Source organism: Anaerolineae bacterium, from assembly GCA_013178165.1.
In the GTDB taxonomy this organism is placed as follows: Bacteria; Chloroflexota; Anaerolineae; order Aggregatilineales; family Ch27; genus Ch27.
Genome location: JABLXG010000007.1, coordinates 83,637 through 108,570, shown reverse-complemented (window position 1 = coordinate 108,570; position 24,934 = coordinate 83,637). Strand labels below are relative to the sequence as shown.

Below are 24,934 nucleotides of genomic sequence, written 5' to 3'. Positions count from 1 at the left end.
GCTCCATCCTAACATTGAATGGTTGGCGTGTCAAGCCGGGCGGGGTAAACTCATTGCGTCTGCTCAGGAGGGGGGGTCAGAGATGGTTGCAACGCCAGTCTGGACGGTCATCGCCGGTGCAAATATGGAAACCAACGTGCCGGTGTACGGGTTCCCGCTGCAACTTGGCACGGCCCATTACGTCAATAACATGATCATGGATGAAGTCGGCGGCGTGGCCTCCAACGTAGCGGTTGGGCTGCAGACGCTGGGGCAGCCGACGCAGGTCGTCTCGGTGGTGGGGCAGGATTTTATGGGCACCGAGCTGCTGTGGCGGCTGACCGGTTACGGCATCGCGACCGAGTACATCCGCGCTGACTGGGAGCGTTCGCCGCGCACGGTGATTCTGGTAGCGCCCAGCGGCGAACGCCAGTTGCTGTGCGATTTCGGCCAGTCATCGACCTACCGCTACCCTGAGGAGCCGCTGCGGGAGGCGCTCAGCAAGGCCGGCCCCTGGGTGTACACGTCCACGCATGACTGGGTGCGTTATGCGGCGCACACCGCGCATACCATGGGCAAGTACGTGGTGACCGATGTGCATGATGTGGTTGATGTGGACGATTACCACCGCGACTTTTACCTGGCGGCGAACCTGATCTTTGTCAGTCTGGCCCGGTTGCGCCCGCCGCTGGTGGAATTCGCCCGCCATCTGCACGAAGGGTTTGGCGTTGAGAAGGTAATCGGGATGGATGGCGCACGCGGAGCCATCCTGGTAGACGCTGCCAGCGGCGAGGCTCGTCACTTTCCTGCGGAGCGAGTACCGCATGTGGTGGACACCGTCGGCGCCGGGGATGCGCTGGCGGCAGGCGTGTGCGCCGGTCTCTCCGCCGGTCTGGACCTGGCGGCGGCATTGCAGGTCGGGCAGAAGGTTGCCGCCCACAAGATCCAGTACCGGGGAACACTGGCCTTTCCGCCGCCAGAGGCAGTCGGCCTGCCGGTGCGCCAGGGTTGAGGGACGCAACGGCTGCTCGTTGACAAGCAAGGTTTCATTCTCTAAAATCCCCACTACCATCTGGCCAGGCGTTCGGCCTGGCTTTACCTTGGAGGTTAGGCTCGGTGAAGGTTTATACCACTGATAAACTGCGGAATGTTGCCCTTGTCGGGCACCAGGACGCCGGTAAGACATCGCTTGTGGAGGCCCTGCTCTTTAACACCGGAGCGACGACGCGTCTGGGTCGGATCGAGGAGAAAAACACCGTTTCTGACTTTGAAGAAGACGAGCGCGAACGCAGCATGTCGATCAGCACGTCGCTGGTGCCGTGCGAATACGAGGGCTACAAGATCAATGTGCTGGACACGCCCGGCTATACGGACTTCCAGGGTGAAGTCAAGAACGCCATCAGCGTGGCGGATGCCGTGGCTGTGGTCGTGGATGCGGTGTCTGGCGTAGAAGTCGGTACGGAGCTGGCCTGGTCCTTTGCCGAAGAATTCGGGCTGCCGCTGCTGGTCATCATCAATAAGATGGATCGGGAGAATGCCAGCTACGCCCGCACGCTGGAGTCGCTGCGCAAGTCGTTTCCGGGTTACAAGTTTGTGCCGGTGACCCTGCCGATTGGCGAGGAACATACCTTCAAAGGCGTGGTGAATGTCCTGACGGGCAAGGCTTATTATGAGGCGGGCAAGCAGGCCAGCGATGTCCCGGCGGATATGGCCGACGAGGTTGAGGAGGCGCGGGTCGCGCTGGTTGAGGCAGCCGCCGAATCTGATGACACGCTGATGGAGAAATACTTCGCAGAGGAAGCCCTCTCACTGGAAGAGGTGCGGCAGGGCATTCGCAAGGCGGCGACCGATCCCGCGTTGCGGACAGTTCCGGTATTTGCTGCCAGCGCGACGCACAACCTGGCGATTGTCCCGCTGCTGGACGCCCTGATCACCTATGTACCCACGCCGGATACACGGGCCTTCAAGGTGGTTGTTGGCGACCAGGTGCAGGTGATGGAACCCCCGCAGACTGATGATGGCAAGCTGGCCGCGTATGTGTTCAAGTCCTCAACCGACCGGTTTGTGGGGACGCTGAACTACCTGCGCATCTTCTCCGGTAGCATGACGCCCGATACGCGCTACTACAACAAGAACAAAGATGTCGAGGAGCGCGTTGGCTCATTGCTGGTCATGCGCGGCAAAGAGCAGATGCCGGTGGAACGGCTACATGTTGGCGATATTGGCGCGGTGGCCAAGTTGAGCAAGACGACCACCTGCGACACACTCACCACCAAGAGCGATGGCTTGCAGGTGGCTGTGCCCAGCTTCCCCCGCCCGCTCTATGCGGTGGCGCTCACCCCGCGCACCCAGGCCGATAGCGCCAAGATGGGCAGCATCCTGACCAGCCTGTGCGACGCTGATCCCACGCTCACCTGGCGGCAGGAAGCGGCCACCAAGCAGGCCATCCTGGAGGGTATGGGCGAGATGCACATCAACATCGCCATCAGCCGCGCCGAGCAACTGGGCGTCGGGTTGGACACGGCGCTGCCCAAAGTGCCCTACCTGGAGACAGTCACCAAGACCGCTACGGCTGTTTACCGCCACAAGAAGCAGACCGGCGGCGCCGGCCAGTTTGCGGAAGTTCACCTGCGGGTGGAGCCGCTGGAACGCGGCGCGGGCTTTGAGTTCGCCTCCGAGGTCGTGGGCGGCGCAATCTCCCAGCCATTTGTGGCTTCTACGGAAAAGGGCGTGCGCCAGACGCTGGAGTCCGGCCCGGTGGCCGGGTATCCAGTGGTGGATGTCAAGGCCGTGGTCTATGACGGCAAGGAGCATCCGGTTGACTCCAAGGATATCGCCTTCCAGATCGCCGGTCGTGGCGCCTTCCGTGAGGCGATGTCCCAGGCCGGGCCGACGCTGCTGGAGCCGATCATGAATGTGCGCGTGATCGTGCCGGAAGAATACATGGGCGACATTATGGGCGACATGAACACCCGGCGTGGACGTGTCCAGGGTATGGACACTTCAGGTGGCAAGAGCGTGGTGACAGCGCAGGTGCCGCTGGCGGAAATGCAGCGGTACGGCAACGACCTGCGGTCGATGACCGGCGGACGCGGCATCTACGAGATGGAGTTTGACCATTACGAGCCGGTTCCGGCGCATCTGCAGCAGGCAATCATCGACGCTGCCAAGAAGGAACAGGAAGAAGAGTAGCGCACCCTGACGGTGCAGAAAACAGAAAGGCGTGCCCTGGGCGGGTACGCCTTTCTGTTTATAGGGCCAGAAGGAGAATTACGCTTCATCCGAAGGCGGGGCGCCAGAACCGATCAGGCGGCGGCGGATATCCAGCAGGCCGCGCAGAATCTTCTGCGGGCCGCTGAGGCGCTCGAGGTGCTCCAGACCAGCTTCGTAGGTGGCTGCGCCGGTCATGATCTGCCCACTGCGCACCTGCAGATCGGCCAGCGCCAGCAGAGTCTCCCCGTAAAGCCTGTTTTCACCCAGTTCCTTGAAGGTGTCGGCAGCCTGGCGGTAGCAGGTCATGGCCTGTTCCTTATCGCCCCGCGCTGCAAAGACGCCGCCCAGGTTGCCCAGCGCCTGCGCCGCCCGCAGGTCATCCCCCATGGCGGTGAACACATTCAGCGCGTCCTGGATCAGCGCAGCAGCCCGGTCGTGTTCACCCAGGGCACGATGAACCAGGCCGATATTGACCATCATTTCGGCGGCCATGTCGGTCTGACCAGCGGCTGTATAGGCCTCCTGGGCTTGACGGAAAAGCTCGGCAGCGCCGGTGTAGTCATGTTCCTGGAACAGTTTAACTCCTTGTTCCTGTAGTTCGTTCGCGGTGCTCACCCCTGACTCCTCGGTAATCGGGTCACGGCTAAAGCGTGATATCATTCAGGATACTCTCAGCGATCTGGCGCATCTTGCCCGCCTCGAGACGGCTCAGGTGCAGGATGCTTTCGGCGATTCCACGCAGTTCATCCACTTTCAGGGCGCTAAACCACATGGCCAGCTGCAGAAAGCTGCGATTGGTCGGGTTGCTGACAAAATGGCGGATATCCTCTGGTAGCTGGCTGAAGCGATGAAATTCCTCCTGCAACGCCAGCCAACGCCCAACCCGGCTGCTGGCTTCCAGAAAGGTATTGAGCGAGACGTTCAGGGCGGAGGCAAGGGTGGTGAGTTCGCTCAACGGGACGGAAATCTGCCCCAGTTCGTAGGCATCCAACAGTTCTACCGGGATGCCAACCCGGTGGCTCAGGTCGTCCAGGCTGAGGCCGGCTTCCGTGCGTGCGCGGCGCATCTGAGCGCCAACAACGCGGTCGCGCAGAATCAGGTATTCCTCGCGGGTGATGACATGGGCGGTGCCTTCCCCGGCGAAGGTAGTGGTTCCCCAGAAGTGGCTGATCGGCACGCCCAGATCGTAAGCCAACAACTCCAGTTGCGGCAGGCTGGGTTGTTCCAGGCCGTATTCCCAGTTGAGCAGCGTTTGTTCGTCAACGCCCAGGCTGGTGGCGCAGGCCGCTGCCGTGCGGTTGCGGGCCAGGCGGGCGTCGCGGATCAACACGCCCAGGATACGCGCCCGCAGCGCCAGCTGTTCAGCCCGGTCGGGAGAGCTTTTTTCCGGCGGCGTATTTTGGGCGCGCGCCTTTCTCAGTCGGTTGGCGAGGCTGCCGGAGCTATCGCTGAAGCTCATGGGCCACTCCGTTCGTATCAAGCCTGCGTAGGGGCATTATAGATGTTAGAGCGGGGAGGGGCAAGCGAAAGGAGACGGGCCGCCACCGGCGGACGGCCCGTCCTGGGACGATGGGATGTTATGACGGTTTGACCATTGTGGCGCCGGCCGGCGCGGTAATGGTGAAGGGCTGGTTGACCTTATCGAGCAGGATTTCCATATTGACCTCCAGCACCAGTGGCGGCATCTGGGGCTGGCCCTGGCTCTGACCGCCGGAGGCCGCCATCATCGTGCTCAGGTCAAGGGTGGCGACCAGATTGACGGTCAGGCCATGCTGGATCATATCGGTGGCACCGATCATCTGGGTGGCTGTCACGTTGATCGTCGTGCTGCTTAGCAGCATCGGGACCATCATCGCCATGCCGGCCATCTCGTCGTCCTCACTGGCTGCAGCGGTGAGGGCCTGGTTGAGGAGCGCCTGGAAGTCCGGGGAATTGAACAGAGGCGTGGTATCGAGCCGGGTCTCAAACACGTACATCTTCTGGCCCATCATGTCGACATCGTTCAGACGGGTCACAGTGATGAAGCCGGGAGTCTTGACAAGCTCCAGGGCTTCTGGGCCAAGGCCGGCTGCTTCCAGCAGTTCGGCGGTGTTGCCGCCCATCAGATCCTGCGGATTAAGCGCGCCTTCCGGTAGTTCAGAAGACTCGCCACCCAGCAATCCTTCCAGCATGCCAGCGGTCGTTGGGTCGGATTCCAGCAGGTCCTCGAAGGTCATGCCTTCCCACTGGCCATTTTCATCGCGTATATAGATGATGCCATCCAGGATGACCACCCCAACGCTGCCTTCTTCCCGGCTGGAACCATCAGTGCCGCTGAAGGTGAACTCAAACGACCCCTTCATAGGCGGCATGGCGGCTGTGTCCAGCATGAAGGGTCCGCCGCCGTCAATGGTGAAGGACACATCACCCGCCGGAGCTTCGTCAGGGCTGGCGCCGAACATAGCGGCAACCGCTGCCAGACCGGACAGGGTCAGGTCCATGGTGAAGCTCATGTCAGCGGAGCTGACATCATCGCTGGCCATCGCGGATGCCAACAGGATGGCGCAGTCAGCTTCTGGCAGGTTGCCGCAAACCAGGTAGTTGTCCTCTCCCTGGGCCTGAACGGCTGGTGCCATGCCAACAAGCAGGATCAGGATAATTGCTAGGCTAACAAGACGCTTCTTCATTTGGTTGGCTCCTCTCAGTTCATAGCGCAGAATTGGATGGCGCACAGGATAAAGATACTGATACTACCTCCTCACGCCACAGCAAGGCACATTTGAGCGATACACTATATAGCCGGATACTCTTCCGCCTGAACAGAGATCACTGCCGCGTGGTAGCGTCCGGTGGGCCGTGAACACCCTGGCGAAGTGCTGACTCCGTTCCTGCTGTGGAAAGAGTCTTCTGCTATCACTTATTCTACGCGGAATTGCCCTGCAGGTTGCATGGCTTCAGTACTACTGCGTCCCAATTTGCGATAAATTCTGGCGGATTTCCAGCGTAGACAGCCTGTCAGGCGTGCGCTATACTGCAACTGTTGCATACTGTACTGATAGATGCCACTGATGGGGCATGGGCGAATTGTGAGGAGCAACAGCAATGGCCGATTTTCCGGGCAAGGGCAAGGTCGCCATTCTCAAGACCCGGCCTGAAACCGTACTAGAGGATGTCCGGCAGGTGATGCGCCTGGCGGGGTATCAGGAGGCCCTGCCCAAAGACAAGGATACCCTGCTCAAGATCAACATTTCCTGGGATACCTGGTATCCGGCCTGTTCCAGCACCCCCTGGCAGATCGAAGGGGTGATCCGGGAATTGCAGAGCGCGGGATATCCCCGGCTGATTGCGGCGCATAACGATACGGTCGTGGTTGATGCGCGAGTCGGCGAGCGCAACAACAAGCATGCCTATGTGACCGAGAAGTATGGCCTGGAGAACTGGCACCTTTACGAGCCACAGTTTCGCTGGGTGCGGTACGAGCCAAAGGAACCACTGCTGGTGCTCGACCGGATCTATCCGGAGGGTATTTACATCCCGGAGTGCTTTTACGGGCGGAATATCATCCAGCTGCCTACCGTGAAAACTCATGTCTTTACCACGATCACCGGCGCCATGAAGAACGCCTTTGGCGGCCTGCTCAGCCGCAAGCGCCACTGGACGCACGCCGCCATCCACGAGACGGTAGTGGACCTGCTGCAAATCCAGCAGGATATTCACACCGGTCTCTTTGCCGTCATGGACGGCACCTTTGCCGGGGATGGGCCAGGGCCGCGGGCCATGCGCTGGCATGAAAAGGATATCCTGTTGGCTTCCGCCGACCAGGTAGCTATCGACGCGATGAGCGCCAAGTTGCAGGGATTCGATCCGATGTCCCTGGACTTCATCCGGCTGGCTCATGAGCGCGGGCTGGGTATTGGCGACCCGAACCAGATCGAGGTGGTGGGGTACGACATCCGCGATGAGCCAGCCTGGAACTTCGTACAGGAAGACACCTTTGCCAGCAAAGGACAGAAGATGATCTATCATGGCTGGCTGAAGGGGCTAGAGGGCTTCCTGTTGCGCACGCCGCTGGTGCCGTGGAGTTACGCGGCCAGTCATGTGTATCACAACCTGTACTGGTACCCGTTTGTAGGTCGCCAGCGGGTGAAGGAAGCGCTGCAGACCAAGTGGGGGCAGCTCTTCCAGGCCTATGGCGATGGCGAGGTTGTCATGCCGGGCGAAGACCCGGAACGGATTCTGGCGGCTGCCGCCGGAGGTGCGGTGGCTATGGCTGGTGCGCTCTTTCTGGGCGGGATGTTGCTGCTGCGGGGGCGGCGCGGGCGCTAGCTGATAGCATTTTTTGTGTAGTCAAGCAATAAGCGTTGGAGAGTGCTGGATGGCAGCAGGTGACCGTCCAGCCCCTGTTACTTCTATCTGACTTCTAGTCTGAATCGGGCACAAGATAGCCCCGCCCCGGAACCGTCTGGATGAGGATGGGATGGCGCGGGTCGGCCTCAATCTTCTGTCGCAGACGGGAGATGTTCACCCGCAGGGCAGCGAAGCTGCTGCTGCCGGGTCCCCAGACGGTATTGACCAGTTGCTCACAGGCTACTGGTGTTCCCGCCTGTTCCACCAGTGCCTTCAGGATAGCGAACTCTACCGCTGTCAGCGCGATCGGCTCGCCATTGACCAGCAACATACGGCGGGCAACCTCCAACCGCAATATCCCGGCTTCCAGCACCGACCTGGCAGCCGGATTCCAGCGTATGCGTCGCAACAGCGCGCCGATGCGCGCCAGCAGTTCATCGGGATGAATTGGTCGGGAAAAGAAGTCATCGGCGCCCTGTTCCAGCGCGGTAACCCTGTCCTGAGGGGTTTCCAGGCTACTGACAAAGATGATGGGCACGCTGGAAAAGACCCGAATCCGACGCAGGATTTCACAACCGCTGATATCGGGCAGTTGCGGGTCCAGCAAGATCAGATCAGGTATGGCCTGACATACTGCCTCCAGGCCGCGCTGCCCGCTGTAAGCCATACGAACAGCATAGCTGGCTGCCTTCAGGGTGGTCACCAGACTATCAGCGAAGATCAGATCGTCCTCAATGATCAGTACTTCCTGCTGGCGCATCATCAGTACCCGCTGCGGAATACGGAGACTTAGGCTTTCTATTCACCATGTGGCACCGGATGGCTGACTGCAATCATAGCTCGGAAAGCAGTGTGCGCAACTCATGACTTACAGGCTGCCGCGGATTGCCGTTGCCCGCAACACCACCGGCGACCAGGATAACAGACCCTCAGTATCTGCCCGAATCTGAAGACGCTGGCGGGCCAGGGCCAGAAAATGCCGCCGGGCGTCCCCGGTTAGCGCCGCCACTTCCACGGCGCGGGAAGCCCAGCCCAGCATATAGGCCAGGAATGCTTCAACACTCAGGCGCAGTGTGACCGGGCGGTATTCCGTCGCCCGGATTGCCACGAAGCCAGCCTCAGCCAGGGCCAGCGCATAGTCCTCGCTATCCTGCAGCCGGGATTCCCAGGCCCGCGGGCGGGTCAGTTCAGCGCGGAATTCCTCGCACAGACCTGCCGCCTCCGGGAGCATGCAGGAAGCCAGCGTCTCATCCACGATCAGGCGCGGGTCGTTTTCACCGTCATACGGCCCCCATTCCTGAAGGGCCAGCCGCCCACCGGGGCGCAACACCCGCGCTGCTGCGCGTAGTGCCTGTTCCGGCGGGCAGTCTCCCAGGCCGAAAGAACTGAAAACGACATCGGCGCAGCGGTCGGCCAGCGCATCAAGGGTAGCGGCGTCAGCCAGCAGGAGGCAGGTACGCGGCCAGTGTTGCACGGCGCGGACCGCCGCTGCTGCCTGCAACATCGGCAGGGAAATGTCGATGCCCAGGCTGCGCCGGGCGTGGGGAGCCGCTTGCCGGAGGGCGAAGCCGGTGCCCGTGCCGAGATCGAGGACGGTATCCGCGAGGGTCGGGGGTGTGCTATAAACCAGGTCATGGGCCAGTGGCCCGAATACCGGGGCCATCGCTGTTTCGTACACGGGCGCGGTCAGGCGGTAGAGCCGGGCGATTACCGTTGCCGTACGTTGCATAAGCGTGCCCTTAGCGTAGGGTAACAGATGCCGCTCAGGTGCTATAATCAAATACGTTTTTCATCCGCTTTTGAATGCGGATGTCCGGTGGCGATGCGGCCAGGCAGCGGTATCAGCAGCTTGGACGGGTGGAAATACTAGCTCACTCGCAGTTCCTCTAGCTACAAGACGTTCCGCGTATGCCACGGGTGGAAGGCTGACCGGATCAGAGACTCTGGTCAAGGCCGGTAGATGCTGCTACACTAACCGTCCGCGTCGCCATGCTTTATCGTAGCGTTTGGAGATGGCTGGCGGCCAGGAAACAGGTTTCTGGGTGCAGCGCGCTGCTGCCGGGGCGTACTGCATCGGGGAGTGACTTACATGGTAGATTCCTCGGAACATACAACACAGCGTATCCCGCGGGTAACCCCCGCGAGTCAGGATCGGACTGAGCGGTCCCTTTCCCGTTTGCGCCAGCGCCATACACGCCGGCGGCAGCCGCAGCGCGGCGGCTGGTTGCGGGCATTGATCCAGTGGGGGCTGGTGGCCCTGATCGGCCTGATCATCATCGGCGTGATCGTTTCTCCGCTGGTGTACCGCAGTTTGCGCCCGCAGTACCGCGAGCAGATCAAGCACTATCTGCCGTTCATGGCTGCCTTTGACCCGCAACGTGAATACACTGCCGATACCCTGCCTACAGTAGCAGCGAATAGCGAGTCGCTCACGGCAGCCGCGTTGCTGCTTACCCCGGCGACGGAGGAACCAGCGGCTGTGGTCGGTGATCCGCTGGCCACACCAACGCCCAATGAAGACATGCTGATTATCATCACGGCTACGCCGTCGCCTATCCCGACCAGTGGTCCAACCCTGACCATTCCGCCGCAGGAGACAACGCCTCCTCCGACACCTATCCTGCCAACGCCAACGGCTACCCTGCCGCCGCCCACGCCGATTCCGCCGACCGATGTCCCGGCTACGGCGGTAGCGCTGTTGCCTTCGGCGCGGTTGTATGGCTTCCAGCACATCTACCAGACCTGGAACAACTGCGGCCCGGCCACCCTGACGATGGGCCTGACCTATTTCGGCTGGACACAGGATCAGAGTGTTGCGGCCAGCTTCCTCAAGCCAGATGTCGAGGACAAAAACGTCAGCCCCTGGCAGATGGTGCGCTTTGTCAATGAGCATACCGGCGTGCGTGCTCTGTGGCGGATGGGCGGCGATCTGAACATGATTCGCCGGCTGATCCTGGAAGGCTTCCCCGTCATTGTCGAAACAGGTTACATGCCGGAAGGCTACGACTGGATGGGGCACTACCGGCTGGTGATCGCTTACGACGATCAGTTGCAGCAGATATACGTGTACGACAGCTTTCTGGGTCATGGCAACTTCCAGGGGTTGACAGTCTCCTACGACTATTTCGACGAAATGTGGCAGCACTTCAACCGCACCTACATTGTGCTTTACGAGCAGGGGCGGGAGAATGATCTGCGTGCGGTGCTGGGCGAGCACGCTGATCCGACCACCAATGCCCGGCTGGCCCTGGAAGTGGCCCGGCAGGAAGCCACCGCCCGGCCCGATAACCCGTTTGCCTGGTTCAACATGGGCACAAGCTACCTGGCTCTGAACATGTATGACGAGGCGGCTCGCGCTTATGACCAGGCCCGCAATGCTGGCCGGGGATTGCCCTGGCGTATGCTGTGGTACCAGTTCGGACCATTCGAGGCCTACTACAAGGTTGGGCGTTACGATGATGTGCTGGCGCTGGTGCAAGCCAACCTGGGCACAACGCCCTACGTGGAAGAGACATACTACTGGACGGGGATGGTCTATATGGCCCGTGAGCAATACGGCCCGGCCCGCACCCAGTTCAACCTGGCGCTGGAGCATAACCGGTACTTTGACCCGGCCAGGGAGGCGCTTGAACAACTGGCGGCGCTCACTGGCAGTTGAGGCTGCCGGGCGCATGAGATGGTGATACTATCCAGGGCACGGGTGTGGCCGTGCCCTTTTGCTTGAAGGATCGCTTGCAACCGGGAGTCTGCTGATGAGCGCAAAGCCTGACGCGCCGGTAACGGATGCAGCGCATACCACGCTGGGGCATCTGGCGCGTTCTACTGTGTTGCTGATGATCGCTTTTGGTGCGGCCAAGGCGATCAGCCTGCTGCAAACCTTCATCATCGCCCGCAAGATCGGGCTGGATACCCGCTGGGATTCGTACATCACGGCCAACCGCATCCCGGAGTTGCTGGTCCTCATGATCGGCGGCGGGGCGCTGGGGTATGCGTTCATCCCGGTCTTCAGCGGCTTGCTGGCCCGCCGGGCACGTATCGACGCCTGGAAGCTGGCCAGCCATGTGATCAATACGATCTTCGTGGTGACGGCGACGCTCAGTCTCTTTGCCTTTATCCTGGCACCGTGGCTGGTGCACACCTTCCTGGCGCCGGGCTTCCCGCCGGAACAGGTGGGGCAGGCGGCGGCGCTGATGCGCATCCTGCTGCTTTCCACGCTGATCTTCTCCGTTAGCGGTATCTTCCAGGGCATTCTGCACAGCCATAGCCATTTCCTGTTGCCAGCGCTGGCCCCGATTCTGCAGGACCTGGGTCTGCTCTTCGGGATCGTCTTTTTGCTGGATCGCTTTGATATTTACGGGGTGGCCTGGGGCGCGGTGCTGGGTGCGGCCCTGCACTTCAGCATTCAATTGCCGGGCCTGATTCATTACCGGGCGCGGTGGTGGCCGGAGCTGGGCTGGCGCGATCCCAACCTGCGCCGGGTGATCGTGCTGATGATCCCGCGTCTGCTGGGTCTGGGCGTGGTCAGCTTCAACTTCCTGGTGGCGAACAACATTGCGTCGCGGCTGGGGGAAGGAGCGGTCAGTGCCTTTGACTGGGGCTGGAAGCTGATGCAGATCCCGCAGACGTTGATCGGGACGGCCATGGGATTCGTGATTTTCCCCACCCTGGCGGCGCTCAGCGAGCTGGGCGATGAGACTGGCAAACGCCGGGCTTTTGCCGGGGCGCTGCGCTTCATCCTGGTGGCCACGATCCCGTCCGCGGTGGGGCTGTTGCTGGTGGGCAGGCCGGGCATCGCCCTGCTGGAAGGCGGGGCCTTTGACGCCAGCGCCACGGATATGGTCTATAGCGCGTTGCAGTTCTTTGCCATCGGGATCATCCTTCATTCTGTACTGGAGATCACGGCGCGCGGCTTTTATGCGGATAAGGATACGCTGACCCCGCTGCTGGCGGCAGTGACCGGGGCGGTGTTCGGGGTGCTGGTGGCGCTCCTGCTAGCGCCGGTGCTAGGTGTAGGGGCGCTGGCGCTGGCGAATTCGGCGGCGATCGGCGTCGAAGTGACCATGCTAATGATCATCCTGCGGCGACGCTGGCACGGTCTGAACGGCCCGGTGGTGCTGGGGACGCTGACCCGCTCGGCGCTGGCCAGTGTGGCGATGGCCGTTGTGATTCTGGCCCTGGATGCGGCGCTGGCGGCGGCGGGCTTCGGGCAGGATACCGGTGAGAAACTGGAACTGGTTGTCCGTGTCGTAGCAGTAGTGGTGGTTGGTGGCGCCGTCTATGTCGGCGCTGCATTATTGCTGGGGATGGGCGAGATCCGCCAGGCGATGGTGATGTTGCTGCGGCGCGGCGCACGCGACGAACAGGCGGCGCCGGTGCTGCTGGATAGCGAAGAGGCGCAGGTCGATGGCTATTGAGATAGTGACGCTTACACTGGGTATTGTGCAGACTAACTGCTACATCGTCGCTGATACTGGGTCCGGCGCGGCAGTGGTGATCGATCCAGCTGATGATGCAGCGGCGATCCTGCAGGCGGTCAAGGCGCATGGATGGACAGTTCACCAGATTCTGGCGACCCACGCCCACTTCGATCATGTGCTGGCGGCGGATGATCTGCGCCAGGCAACCGGAGCGCCCTTCTGCCTGCACGAGGCCGACCTGCCGGTGTTGCAGACCATGGCGTTGACCGGGCAACTCTTCGGGCTGGAACTCCCCCCGGCTCCGGAGCCAGACAGCTTTGTTGTGGCCGGCGAGCAGATCACGGTTGATGGCCTATCCCTGCGCGTGCTGTTCACGCCGGGACATACGCCCGGCCATGTCAGCTACGTGCTGCCCGCCGCCCGGACGGTCTTCAGTGGCGATTGCCTGTTCCAGGGGAGCATCGGGCGGACGGACCTGCCCGGCGGGGACTATGACCTGTTGCTGCGTTCGATCCGGGAACAATTGCTGCCGCTGGGCGACGCCTTTACGGTAGCTTCCGGCCACGGGCCGCTGACGACCATTGGCGCGGAGCGGGCCAGCAACCCATTTTTGACACGCGGCCCGTTCTGAAGTAGCTTCAGCGTTCCAGGATGGCCTGAAGCTGGGGGGTCTTGGCGTTCATCGCAGTGATCACGGGGGCCAGGCGGGCATCCCGATCAACAAGCACGGCCAGGAAGTTGCGCCCACAGGGATAGATCAGCAGCACACCTTCTTCGCCCTGCACCAGCAGGCGTTGCAGCGCCCCCTGGGCCAGGCGCTCCAGCGTGCGACGGGAGAGGCCGGCCATGACGCTGGCCATGGCTGCGACCTGCGGGCTGCTGGTGGGGTTGATGTGGCTGTCCGCACTGGTGTCGGGAGGGTAGGCTTCGACGAGCAACCCTTCCACGCTCAGTACAACCGCGGCCTGCACCCCGCGCTGGCCTTCTTTGAGGCTCCTGAGAATCTCTCCAAGGGCTTCCGAGCGGTACATCCTGCTACTTCCCGTGCTCACAATTGATGCCGTCATCAGTCTATTGTAGAGGATCAGGGCCGCGGCTCAAGTGTACCGGAGTACGGCTGGCCTGGCGACCGATGCCGTATAAGGTAGTGTATCTTTCGCGGTTGAAATTCAGATGCCGGTTGGAAGGTTGCCCATCTAAGCACCAAATCGCATGTGTATTTTCTCTCAAAATGACACGCGACTTCATTCTGTTGCAGGAACATGAAAACCATTCCACGAATTTCAACCGAAAAGGATACAGTACCCCGTATAATCCAGCAGGGGGCGATCTTCAAGCGAAGATCGCCCCCTGAAACAGTGCTGGGATCCTTTACTTGCTCTGCGCCAGGGTTAGCTCGTAGAGGCCGCTGGTGCTACCCGATTGACCACCATAGCGGGCAGCATAGATGTAGTAGGTGCCGGACGCTGGCAGGGTGTAGCGAGGTATTTGGGCGTTGTAGCCGCCGACAGCCGGGTCTTCAGCATCATCGTTGTAGTCCAATGTCGCTCCGGTAGCATCCATCAGGGTGAGGGTTGAGTCCAGGTCGCCAGAGGTAGCTCGCATGGTGATGACCACCACCTGGCCGGCCTGGCCTTCGAATGACCATACCTGGCCGAAAGAGGTATTGCTGATCTCTCCCGTGACGGTCTGGTTGATACTGATTGGCGTGCTGCTGGAGAATGGCCCACCGGCGCTCAGAGTCAACTCGTACGTGCCACTGCTTGAGCCATCCGATCCGGCGAAGCGTGAAGCGCGGATGACATAGCGTCCGGTCGCTGGTAGTATGAACGAGAGCTGGGAATCCAGGCTGTTGCGCAAAGGAATCACAGAGTCGTCATTGCTGACCAGTTCCATTCCTGCGCTGTCCAGCAGGCTCAGATAGGGGTCGAGATCGCCGCCAGTGCTGATCATGGTGACGGTGACGGTATCGCCAGCTGTGCCGTCAAAGGTCCAATCCTGCTCGTAGGTGGTATTGTTGATCTGGCCGGTTACGGTCTGGCCTATGCTGATGCTGCCGCCGCCGATCGTCGCAGGTGCTCCGCCGGGCTGAGCGACCCCGCCGGCCTCCAGCCGTAGCCGGTAGTCGCCGCTAGAGGTGCCCGACTCCTCGGCAAAGCGGGTGGCGCGGATCGTATACAGGCCGGTGGCGGGCAGGGTGAAACGGGCGATCTGGGCATTGTACTGGCCGATACTGGTATCTTCGGCGTCATCGTTGTAGGCAAGTTCGTTACCCGCTGCGTCAAGCAGGTAAAGGTACGGGTCCAGGTCACCGGTGACAGTCTGCATGGTGATGGTGATGACATCTCCGGCATTTCCCATGAACGTCCAGTCCTGGCTGTAGGTGGCGTTATTGATCGCGCCTCTGACGGCGTCGCCATAGGCCAGGCTCGCTTCGCCGCCAGGGGCTGCCGCAGTCTGCACCTGAATGCTGAGTATGCCGGGACAGGCGGTGGCAGTATCCCGCCCGCTGAAGACGACGATCGGCGCAGAGCCATCGATCGGCAGAGCTTCTACCAGGACGATCGCACCGGGGTTGAAGGTCTGGTGGATGTTGATCTGGGTTGGGAAGACTGGCACGAGGTAGTGTACGGTCAGGGTTTCGCGGCCGGCGGCGGTGGCAGAAGCCCAGGCGGTGCTGTAGTCGCCGCAGCCGGTGGTGTTGGGTGCGCCGGTAGCCTGCTGGGCTGACCAGCTGCTGGAGGCGTACTGCGAGGTGGCCTCGGCGCGGAAGGCCCACTGGCGAATCTCCGTACCGCTGGAATCAGTGCCGACCAGCTCAACCGCGTCGATCTCATTCCAGTTGTTGATCAACGCCTGGTCGAGGGTGATCCGTACAGTGTCAACCGGCGCGCCGCCTCCAGGCGGGACTACTGGCTCGACAGTTGCGCCGACGTCAACGGTCAACACGCCGGGGCAGGCGGTGGTCAAGTCGTACCCCCTGAAGACCGGGATCGGCGCGGAGCCGTCAGCAGGGAGAACTTCTACCAGGACGATCGCGCCGGGATTGAAGGTCTGATAGATGTTGATCTGGGTTGGGATGACCGGCGTGGCGTAGTAGACAGTCAGAGCGTCCTGGCCGGTGGCGGTGGCGGAAGCCCAGGCGGTGCTGTTGTCGCCGCAGGTGGCGGTGTTGGGCGCACCGGTAGCCTGCTGGGCCGACCAGCTGCTGGAGGCATACTGCGAGGTGGCCTCGGCGCGGATAGCCCACTGGCGGATCTCGGCACCGCTGGCATCTGTCCCGACCAGCTCAGCCGCGTCGATTTCATTCCAGTTGTTGGTCAGCGTCTGGTCGAGGGTGATCCGTACGGCGTTGACCGGCGTGGTAACTGCCTGGGCAGGGCTACTGGTTGTTGGGCCGCTGGTCGGGCTGGTAGGGCCGCCAGAGGACGACTCGCTGATCGTGATGGACTGCAACATGCTGTCAAACTGGCTGGTGAATCCCTGAGCAGTGGGAGCTACTGCAGCTACCATGTAGGCATAGTTGTTGGTGGTGATGATAACGATGTCGTAACTGAATCCCACAAAGTCCGGTACTGCAGCATTTATACGCAGGGCCGGGAAGCCAGCCACTGTGATGGCCAGCGGTGTGCTTACCTCTACTCCAAATTCACCGGCAAACGCGTTCAGAACGTCCTGCGGTGAGCCTATCGCGCCGACCATCTCGGATGAAAAGGCAGCGATGATAACGGCGGGCGAATCAGGTGGTGCGTCGCTGTTGATGACGTCGAAGGCGGGGTCGGAGAGCAGAATTCGGGTCTGTTCGTCGGGGACCTGGGTGCCCCAGCCAGCCGGGTAGCGGATCGCGAAACCGACTTCCGGCCAGTTCAGGGTCTGATCCAGTCCCTGCGCCAGGACCGGGCTAGTGGCGCTGAAGATAGTGAGCGCCACCATGAAGACGGCAAAGCAGCGTGGAGCTTTCATAGATCTTTCCTTATCTGCAGTAGATGGCGCAAAAAAAGGTACAATCAGGCGCCACTATCTCTACTATCATCATACTCGGTGTATTTCCTGCTGCAACCATGCCTGTAGTCCCATCCGAGGCGAGGAGTGGGGCCGGAAAGTACCTGAGTGCCCGGCAGGGCTGGAGCGCCGTCTTGTGACCGTCAACCACGTGCTGATCATCTTTCTGGACGGTATTGGCCTGGGTGCGGATGATCCCCGCCACAATCCGTTTGCTGTGGCGCAGATGCCGCTGCTCAACAGCCTGGCCGGGGGGCGCTGGCTCATCGATCGGCCCCGCCACCAGAATGGGAGCGCCAGCTTTGTGCCAACTGATCCACGTCTGGGCGTCACTGGCCGCCCGCAGAGCGCCACCGGGCAGGCGGCCATCCTGACCGGCCGGAACGTAGCCGCGGAGATCGGCGAGCACTACGGCCCTCGCCCTGATGACCGCATTCGGGCGATCCTGGCGGAGGATAATCTGTTCATGCAGGTGGTAGCACGGGGTGGAACTGCAGCGCTGATCGACGCCTATCCGCCTGGCTTTTTTCAGGCGGTCAGCCGGGGGAAACGGCTTCTGTCCTCCATCCAGCAGTGTGTGCATAACGCCGGGCTGCCGCTGCTGGATGTGGCGGCGTTGCGGCGGGGCCAGGCGATGAGTCCTGACTGGACGGGCGACGGCTGGCGCAGCGAACTGGGCTACACTGATACGCCGGTTTACGCGCCGGAAGAAGCAGGCCGGTTGCTGGCAACGCTCACCCGACAGCGGACGCTGACCTTCTTTTCCACCTGGGTAACGGATGTGCTGGGCCATCGCGGGCCGTTTGAGCGGGCGGTGGCGCTCCTGGAACGTTTTGACCAGGTGATGGCCGGGCTGCTGGCAGACTGGCCACCTGATGCCCTGTTGATCGTGACCAGCGATCATGGCAATATGGAAGACCTGAGCACGCGGCGTCACACCGAGAATGACGTTCCCACATTGCTTGTCGGTCCTGAGCATGCGGCGCTGGCAGCCTCCGTGCGTGATCTCACTGACCTGACCCCGTTGGTTCTGCGTGCGCTGTACGGCGCGCCCGCGTAGCGTGCTACAATAAGGCAGATTGGCATGGCAGGGCAGACGCCCCGGGGAGCAGACCCGATGATCGAAGAGTACACGCCTGAGGAGCAGGCTGCGCTGCTGAAGATCGCCCGCGCTGCTGTGGAAGATGCAGCTGCTGGGCGGGAACCTGCGCCGCTGGACCTGGCCGGATTGCCGCCGGCGCTGACCAGACCGCGGGCCTGTTTTGTGACTCTGTACACAGCCGAGGGTGATCTGCGCGGGTGCACGGGGACGCTGACGGCCCGCCGTCCGCTGGCGGAAGAAGTGAGCGCTATGGCTGTGCAGACGGCTCTCTACGATCCGCGCTTCATGCCGGTGCGTAGTGAGGAAGTGCCGGGCCTGCGGGTTGAAATCTCGATCCTGACTCCGCCGCGCCCGCTGGCTTTTGACCGCCCGGAAGACATTCCCCGGTTGCTGCGGCCCGGCGTGGATGGCGTGGTGCTGATGGTCGGCGGACGAAGGGCGACATTCCTGCCACAGGTCTGGGAGAAAATCCCTGATCCCCATCGCTTTCTGGATATGCTGTGCCAGAAGATGGGCTTGCCCGCTGGAGCCTGGCGACGCCCTGACGTTGAGGTGCACCTGTACGAGACGGTGGTGATCGAGGAGCACGCCGCTGCTCGAGGAGGGTAACAGCCGGGCAGAAGAGTCAGCCTTTTCGTATGCTCACAAGGCTGTTACAATGCGGGAAGTTTGGGAGTTGGGGGGTGACTCAGTGTGACGATGGATCTGGGAGAGACCCGATGATTGAATCGCGCAAGTTGCTGTTCGCCCTGGTGGCGATGACGTTAATCCTTCTGGCGGCCGCCTGTAGCGGTCCGCCTGAGACGCAGGTGTACATTGTGTTAACGGCGACCCATGAACCGCCGACCCTGACCGCGCTGGCCGTGGAGACATCAGAAGCCAGCAGCGGCAATTCCGCCACGCCAACTCCGCCGGCTGCTGGTCTTGGCCCGTTGACAGTGGTAGCGACCCCGGCTATGCCAACGCCGGTTGTGACGCAGATTCAGGTGGCCGAGCAGGTGTTCCAGAACGGACGGATGTTCTGGCTGCAGCCCAATACCCAAATCTGGGTCATGGTCAATGACGAAGGTACTACCGAACATGGTCGCTGGCTGATCTTTGACGATACCTTTGTTGAAGGCGAAGTGGAGATCGATCCGGAACTCACTCCGCCTACTGATACCATCCAGCCGCGGCGTGGCTTTGGCAAGCTGTGGCGGCAGGATGAAGAAGTGCGCAATCTGGTCGGCTGGGCGATAACGCCGGAATACGGCTTTGTGACGACCTACGAATATCGCGCTGGCGGCTACCTGGATAGCGCTGGCCGTTATGTGCCCGGCCCCGGCATTCATCTGCTGACCAGCCTGGGCAACGAGGTGTTTGCCTTTGAAGAAGCAGATATGACCTGGCGGCTGGTCAAATAGCGCCGCAGCAGCCACCCCGCGCCTCCGGGGAGGAGGATCATGCGTAACTGGCAGCTCACCAGCGCAGACCCGTTATCGCTGTGCCTGGCGGCGGATGCCAGGCAATTTCATACTGACTATGGCGATGATCAGATCTGGGAACTGGTCATCGGGGAAGAACAGTCGCCCGCCCTGGTGCTGGAAACGCGCTATGGCGGGCGCTGTGGTCTGGCGCGGCTGGTGCCAATGTGGGTGGTGGATGGGCAGGTTGTCTATGAGGCGTCTGCTTACAGTGGCAAGCCGGTGTTGCATACATTCTGGCCCAGCTACCTGCGCTTGAGCGCGCAACCGCTGCCTGTGCTCAGCGTCCTGCTGGAAGTATGGGCGATGACCTCGCACGCGATCGGCGGGCGCTTCACCCTGCACAATCTGGGGGATCGCCAGCTGGAAGCCGGCGCTGATCTGTTCGCCCAAATCATGACCGAGCAGCAGAGCGGCAAGGTCAACGTCCTGACTCTCGATAGCGGCCAGTACGCCCTGCATCTGCCTGATGTGGGTAACCTTCAACCGGTGATCCTGATGCATGCGGTGCGCGCCTCCAGCAGCCCCAGCCCCAAACTGGCGGCGCGGCTATCGCTCCCGCCGGGCGAACAGGTGGCTATCCGCTGGGTTCATGCAGCGCGGCCATCCCTGGGTGAATCGCTGGCCCTGGCGGATCACTGGCTGTATCAGGAGGACTGGAACAGCCATCTGGAGCGCCTCCGCGAGATCAATGCAGCCATCCCGCAGATCGAAACCGGTGACCTGGCGCGGGACGCGACCATCGCTATGAGTTACCGGGTGGCGCTTGGCGGTCTGGTGGGGCCGGTGGCAGGCGCAGCGGAACCGGCGCTGGTACTGGCTCGCACGCCGGGGCGCGGTTACAGCCTGCGGGGCGATGGCAGCGATCACCCGGACACATGGCGCGGTGCGGCAGCGGATGAACTCTACCTGGCGTTGACTGCGCTGGCCCCGGCTGGGCCGGAACTGGCGCAGGGTATTCTGCGGCAAGTTCTGGCTTCGGCGGCCCCCGACGGGTTTGTAGATGCCCGGCCCGGCCCTGGCGGCCAGCGGAGTGGGTTGCTCAGCCTGCCGCTGCTGGCGTCAACCGCCTGGCAGATCCATACCTATAGCGGGGATCGCGCTTTCCTGCGCGAGGTCTTTCCCGCGCTGGTGCGTTTCTTCGAGCGGTGGTTTGCGCCGGACGTAGATCGGGACGGTGATGGCCTGCCGGAATGGCAATCGGTCACCCAGAGCGCGTTTCCCGGCAATCCCGCTTTTTCACCCACCTGGCGCGGCGCCCAGAACGCCGATATCCGTGCTGCAGAAGCACCCGATCTGGCCGCTTTGTTAACTGGCGAAGCGCGTAGCCTGCTGCTGATGGCCGACCTGCTGGGCGAAAAGGCGGCTGCAGCATCTGTGCAGCGGCGGCTGGAGGGTCTGCAGGCTCAGCTGAATGCCCTGTGGGATGCTGCTGCGGGCGCCTACCATTACCGTGACCGCGATGCTCATGTGACGGCGCCCGGCTTGCTTGTAGCGGAAGGGCCGGGTGACCAGACCCTGTTCCCGGCGCTCGATCTGCAGCCAGCCAACCGCCTGATCGTTCGTGTGGAAGGCGGGCGCGATCACCGTCCCGCCATGCGCCTGACGCTGGAAGGCGGTGGGGCGGATGGGCGGGCGATCGTGGAGACGCTGGAAGGGGATGATTTCCTGTGGCACCGTGGTCTGGGTACGGCGACAACCGCCGGAATCTTTGCCCGCGTTGGCCGGGTGATCCCGGAGGGGTTGAGCCGCGTGTACACGGTGCAGGTGCGCAGCGTGGATTGGACCCGCCATAACGCCGCGTTGCTGTTGCCGCTGTGGGCCGGGGCTGGCGATCCTGACCGGCGCGCGCGGTTGATTGCCGCTTTGATCGACCCGGCGCGTTACTGGCGACCTTATGGAATCTCAATTGTCCCGGCGGATGATCCGGCCTTTGACCCGGCTCAGCGCGACGGGATCGGCGGGGTATGGCCGCTGTGGAACGCCCTGCTGGGCGAAGCGCTGATTGACGCCGGACGGCCTGATCTGGCAGTCCAACTTCTGGAGCGCCTGCTGGCTGCCCGGATGCATACGCTGACGACGGAGAAGGCCTTTCGAGCGGGCTACAACAGCGATGCGCCGGAAGGCCTGGGCGAGCGCAACCACATCAGCGGGATAGCGCCGCTGCATTTGCTGTGGCGGCTGATGGGCTTTGTGATACTTTCGCCGCGCCGCGTGGCGATCGGGGGGGCGTATGCGCTGCCCTGGCCGGTGCGAGTGCGGCAGCACGGCGTGACCGTCCAGCGCAGCGCCGGCGGGGCGATCATCACGTTTGCGAGCGGCACACAGCGGCGCGTGCGGAGCGCCCGCTGGCAGATCATCAGCGACGATGCTACCCCTGAACCCTCAGCCCCTGCCGCCAGTCACTACCGGCCAACCCCGCCGCCCGGCCCGCGCCAGCGCAAAGGATCAAACGGGCGGCAGCAGGTGTCGGTGCGGGTCAGGCCGGATAAACCTGATCGATCTGATCCGTTGGCCTGACCCGGCGTGTGGTGAAACGGGCCGCTGTACAGCCCGGTACAGGAGCGACCATGCGCAAAGCGCGAGTGACCGTTCCCGCAGTCTGCACCAATCTGGGGCCTGGCATTGAGAGCCTGGGTCTGGCGCTGGGCCTGCATGTGAGCGCCGCTTTTGTCGAGCGCAGCGATAGCACGCTGTTGATCGAAACGCATGGCGAAGGCGGCGCCGATCTGCCTGCTGATTGCTACCATCCAGTGATGTACGCGGCGGTGCGCGTGTTCCAGCAGGTGGAGGATTCCCCGCTGGGGTTGCGCCTGGATGTGCGCAATGCCATCCCTCTCAACATCGGCCTGGGCGCGGAAGAGGCGATGACCGTGGCCGGACTGATCGGAGCCAACAACCTGATGGGGATGCCGCTGACGCGCGATGATCTGATTGCCCTGGGGGTGGAGATTCTGGGGCGCGCCGATGGGCTGGTTGCGGCGATGTTGGGCGGACTGACCATTGCCGCCAGGGGAGACAGCGGCGCTGTTTTCCGGCGCGTCGATGTGGCGCCGCTGAAAGTCCTGGTTGTCGCTCCCCAGCTGGAACACTACGACCCGGAGGATATGTCACTGCCAGCGACGATCGCTTATGCGGACGCTGTGGCCAATATTGGACGGGCGGAGCTGATGGTTGAGGCTCTTCGTGGTGGTGACTTCAGGCTGTTGAGCCAGGTGCTGGCCGATCGGGTGCTTGATCCATATCTTGGCGAATACATTCCGGGGTATCGGGAAGCGGTGGAAGCGGCGATCAAGAGCGGGGCGCTTGGCGTGACGATCAGCGGCAATGGCCCGGCCCTGTTGATCTTCGCTGCGGCCAACCACTACCGGATCGCCGATGCGGTGCAGTCCATCTTTGACAGCCGGGATATCCTCTCGCGGGTCTGGACGCTGCTGGTCGATACGCAGGGTGTGGTGGTGACAGCGGCGGAGATGCATCCGGAGTAGGGGCAGACGGTCTATGACGGCATTGCGCGGCCAGCAGGTGCTGGTTACCGGGGCAGGTGGTTTCCTGGGCGGTGCGCTGGCTACCCGCCTGCTGGCGGAAGGCGTCCGTGTGCGTGGTCTGGTGCGCTCGGAGGCGCGCGGTGCGGAGATTGCCGCGCGTGGCACAGAGCTATGTGTGGGCGACCTGAACGATGCAGAGGCTTTGCAGCGTGCGGTGGCTGGCTGCACGGTGGTATTCAACGTCGCAGCGGCTACAGGCGGCCCGGCAGCGGAGCAATACCGGGTCAACGTCACGACGGTGGGGCAACTGGTTGAGGCGGCCTGCGCCGCCGAAGTCCGCCGGATTGTCCATGTCAGCAGCATCGCTGTCTATGGTTATGACCGGCCCGGAATCATGCATGAGGGTTTGCCCCCGCGTCCTGGCCTGGAGCATTATGCCCAGAGCAAGGCGCTGGGCGAGCAGGTGCTGTTTCGTCGAGCGGGCGAACTGGGCGTGGAGGCGACGGTGATCCGACCGGGTATGATCTACGGGCCGGGATCGCACTTCTGGACGGGACGGTTCTTCGCGGTGATGCGGCGGCGACCTGCTCCCCTGCCGGGCGATGGAACGGCCTACTGCCCGGTGATCTATGTCGAGGATGTGGTCGACCTCCTGCTGGTTGCGGCGGAGCATCCGGCGGCGGTGGGATGTGTGTTCAACGCTGTCTCCGATGAGCCGGTGACCTGGCGGCAATTCCTGGGCGCGTACGCGGCGATGGCCGGGCATCAGTGGTTGATCCCGGTGCCAGCGTCTCTGCTGCTGACTGGCGCGGCAATACTGGAGCCGTGGCTACGCTTGCGCGGGGAACCACAACCGATCCGTCAGATGGTCGCGGGCCTGGTGGCCCGGCGGCGGGGCTACAGCATGAACCGTGCCGCCGACCGGCTGGGCTGGCGTCCGCGCGTCAGCCTGGTGGAAGGTATGCGCCGGGCTGAAGCCTGGCTGCGGGAGACGGGGCAGCTGGCCTGATGGAACCGCTGGCGTTGATTCTGATCGGGCTGGGCACGCTGATCGTGCTGGGCGTCGGGCTGTGGTACCTGCTGTGGCTGACAGAGGGGATGTATCTCGGCTGGCGGGTGGTGGCGCTGCTCTACGACTGGTATGCCTTCCGCTACGATCGCACCAAGAACTACGATCCAGTCTACGAGACCTTCTTCCTGGCGCGTCCGCTGCTTCACCGGTTGCAGGCGGAGGGCGTGGCTGCGCCGCTGGTGCTCGATGTCGCTACCGGCACCGGACGGATGCCCGCCCTGCTGCTGGAACAGGATGATTTCCAGGGCCGGGTGGTTGGCCTGGACATTAGCCGGAAGATGCTTTTTCGGGCGGCGCTCAAGCTGTACCGCCAGCATCGGGCAGCGCTGATCTGGCACACGGCCAGCGATTTGCCGTTTTTCGATAATACATTTGATGTGGTGACCTGCATCGAGGCCTGGGAATTCTTCCCCGGAGCGCGGGAGGATCTACGCGAACTGGTTCGGGTGCTGCGCCCCGGTGGGACACTGCTGATCACCAACCGCACCGGGACGGACGCCCGCCTGATGCCCGGCAAGACACTTTCCACCGCGGCCATGCAGGCGTGGTTGACGGACGAACTGGGGCTGGTCGATGTGCAGCATGAGCGCTGGCAGGTCGATTACGACCTGTTCTGGGCGCACAAAGCGGGAACTTCCACGCCGGTGGGGCCACGCCCGCTGGCCGAGATTTTGCGCTGTCCAGCCTGTTGCACCGGGCAGATGATCCCGGCGGAAGGCGGGGTGTGGGTCTGCCTCTCCTGCGAGCAACGAGCGACGGTAGGCGAAGATGGGGTGATCGAACTGCTACCGTTGCTCCGGGAAGGCGGCTGTTGAAACACCCGCAGGCTCATGCTAGAATGGCGCGGGTCAGCCCGCAGGTATCCGCATGAG

The 24,934-nt window shown here is 62.5% G+C and carries 20 protein-coding genes; 13 read left to right on the top strand and 7 right to left on the bottom strand.

Translation table 11 applies throughout. From position 1 onward, the window contains the following. The first annotated feature begins 82 nt into the window (after positions 1–82). Positions 83–991, top strand: a complete 909-nt coding sequence (locus HPY64_07730; GenBank protein NPV67018.1) for a hypothetical protein — start codon at positions 83–85, stop codon at positions 989–991. A 104-nt stretch (positions 992–1,095) separates the two neighbouring features. Beyond that, on the top strand, positions 1,096–3,171 hold the full coding sequence (locus HPY64_07725; protein NPV67017.1) for an elongation factor G: 2,076 nt from the start codon (positions 1,096–1,098) through the stop codon (positions 3,169–3,171). A gap of 78 nt (positions 3,172–3,249) precedes the next feature. On the opposite strand, the gene HPY64_07720 is transcribed toward HPY64_07725, so the two are convergent. From HPY64_07720 to HPY64_07710, 3 genes are all read right to left on the bottom strand, one after another. Further along, positions 3,250–3,807 carry a tetratricopeptide repeat protein gene (locus HPY64_07720; protein ID NPV67016.1) on the bottom strand — a complete coding sequence of 186 codons (558 nt, stop codon included), beginning with the start codon at positions 3,805–3,807 and terminating at the stop codon, positions 3,250–3,252. 28 nt (positions 3,808–3,835) lie between these two features. Beyond that, complete coding sequence (locus HPY64_07715; protein ID NPV67015.1) at positions 3,836–4,651, bottom strand: transcriptional regulator; 816 nt, start codon at positions 4,649–4,651, stop codon at positions 3,836–3,838. Between the two features lie 118 nt (positions 4,652–4,769). Continuing rightward, a complete protein-coding gene (locus HPY64_07710; GenBank protein NPV67014.1) occupies positions 4,770–5,858 on the bottom strand; it encodes a hypothetical protein in 1,089 nt (362 codons plus the stop codon). Positions 5,859–6,273: 415 nt separating this feature from the next. On the opposite strand from HPY64_07710, the gene HPY64_07705 reads away from it, so the two are divergent. Continuing rightward, the gene (locus HPY64_07705; protein NPV67013.1) at positions 6,274–7,497 is read left to right on the top strand and encodes a DUF362 domain-containing protein; all 1,224 of its coding nucleotides are present in this window, start codon (positions 6,274–6,276) and stop codon (positions 7,495–7,497) included. Positions 7,498–7,591: 94 nt separating this feature from the next. On the opposite strand, the gene HPY64_07700 is transcribed toward HPY64_07705, so the two are convergent. Both HPY64_07700 and HPY64_07695 read right to left on the bottom strand, forming a co-directional pair. Then, positions 7,592–8,281: a response regulator transcription factor gene (locus tag HPY64_07700; GenBank protein ID NPV67012.1), complete on the bottom strand. Its 690-nt coding sequence runs from the start codon at positions 8,279–8,281 to the stop codon at positions 7,592–7,594. 105 nt (positions 8,282–8,386) lie between these two features. Further along, positions 8,387–9,247: a methyltransferase domain-containing protein gene (locus HPY64_07695; GenBank protein ID NPV67011.1), complete on the bottom strand. Its 861-nt coding sequence runs from the start codon at positions 9,245–9,247 to the stop codon at positions 8,387–8,389. A gap of 447 nt (positions 9,248–9,694) precedes the next feature. Here HPY64_07695 and HPY64_07690 point away from each other — a divergent pair, with 447 nt between their 5' ends. From HPY64_07690 to HPY64_07680, 3 genes are all read left to right on the top strand, one after another. Then, entirely contained in the window at positions 9,695–11,176 is a 1,482-nt protein-coding gene (locus HPY64_07690; protein NPV67010.1) for a tetratricopeptide repeat protein, read from the top strand. Between the two features lie 94 nt (positions 11,177–11,270). Next, positions 11,271–12,932 (top strand): murein biosynthesis integral membrane protein MurJ, encoded by a 1,662-nt coding sequence (gene murJ, locus HPY64_07685; protein ID NPV67009.1) that lies wholly within the window; start codon positions 11,271–11,273, stop codon positions 12,930–12,932. Beyond that, entirely contained in the window at positions 12,922–13,566 is a 645-nt protein-coding gene (locus tag HPY64_07680; GenBank protein ID NPV67008.1) for an MBL fold metallo-hydrolase, read from the top strand. Before murJ ends, HPY64_07680 begins: the two co-directional genes overlap by 11 nt. 7 nt (positions 13,567–13,573) lie before the next feature. On the opposite strand, the gene HPY64_07675 is transcribed toward HPY64_07680, so the two are convergent. Both HPY64_07675 and HPY64_07670 read right to left on the bottom strand, forming a co-directional pair. After that, positions 13,574–13,966, bottom strand: a complete 393-nt coding sequence (locus HPY64_07675) for a hypothetical protein (protein ID NPV67007.1) — start codon at positions 13,964–13,966, stop codon at positions 13,574–13,576. 340 nt (positions 13,967–14,306) lie between these two features. Then, positions 14,307–16,898: a hypothetical protein gene (locus HPY64_07670; GenBank protein NPV67006.1), complete on the bottom strand. Its 2,592-nt coding sequence runs from the start codon at positions 16,896–16,898 to the stop codon at positions 14,307–14,309. Between the two features lie 175 nt (positions 16,899–17,073). On the opposite strand from HPY64_07670, the gene HPY64_07665 reads away from it, so the two are divergent. From HPY64_07665 to HPY64_07635, 7 genes are all read left to right on the top strand, one after another. Beyond that, positions 17,074–17,997, top strand: a complete 924-nt coding sequence (locus HPY64_07665; GenBank protein ID NPV67005.1) for a peptidase — start codon at positions 17,074–17,076, stop codon at positions 17,995–17,997. 57 nt (positions 17,998–18,054) lie between these two features. Next, a complete protein-coding gene (gene amrA, locus HPY64_07660) occupies positions 18,055–18,648 on the top strand; it encodes an AmmeMemoRadiSam system protein A (protein ID NPV67004.1) in 594 nt (197 codons plus the stop codon). Positions 18,649–18,758: 110 nt separating this feature from the next. Continuing rightward, positions 18,759–19,442, top strand: a complete 684-nt coding sequence (locus HPY64_07655) for a hypothetical protein (protein NPV67003.1) — start codon at positions 18,759–18,761, stop codon at positions 19,440–19,442. A gap of 39 nt (positions 19,443–19,481) precedes the next feature. Next, the gene (locus tag HPY64_07650) at positions 19,482–22,022 is read left to right on the top strand and encodes a hypothetical protein (protein NPV67002.1); all 2,541 of its coding nucleotides are present in this window, start codon (positions 19,482–19,484) and stop codon (positions 22,020–22,022) included. Positions 22,023–22,072: 50 nt separating this feature from the next. Beyond that, positions 22,073–22,990, top strand: coding sequence for a homoserine kinase (locus HPY64_07645; GenBank protein NPV67001.1), 918 nt, complete (start codon positions 22,073–22,075; stop codon positions 22,988–22,990). A gap of 13 nt (positions 22,991–23,003) precedes the next feature. After that, the gene (locus HPY64_07640; protein NPV67000.1) at positions 23,004–23,999 is read left to right on the top strand and encodes an NAD-dependent epimerase/dehydratase family protein; all 996 of its coding nucleotides are present in this window, start codon (positions 23,004–23,006) and stop codon (positions 23,997–23,999) included. Beyond that, positions 23,999–24,877: a methyltransferase domain-containing protein gene (locus tag HPY64_07635; GenBank protein ID NPV66999.1), complete on the top strand. Its 879-nt coding sequence runs from the start codon at positions 23,999–24,001 to the stop codon at positions 24,875–24,877. Before HPY64_07640 ends, HPY64_07635 begins: the two co-directional genes overlap by 1 nt. Positions 24,878–24,934: the final 57 nt, after the last annotated feature.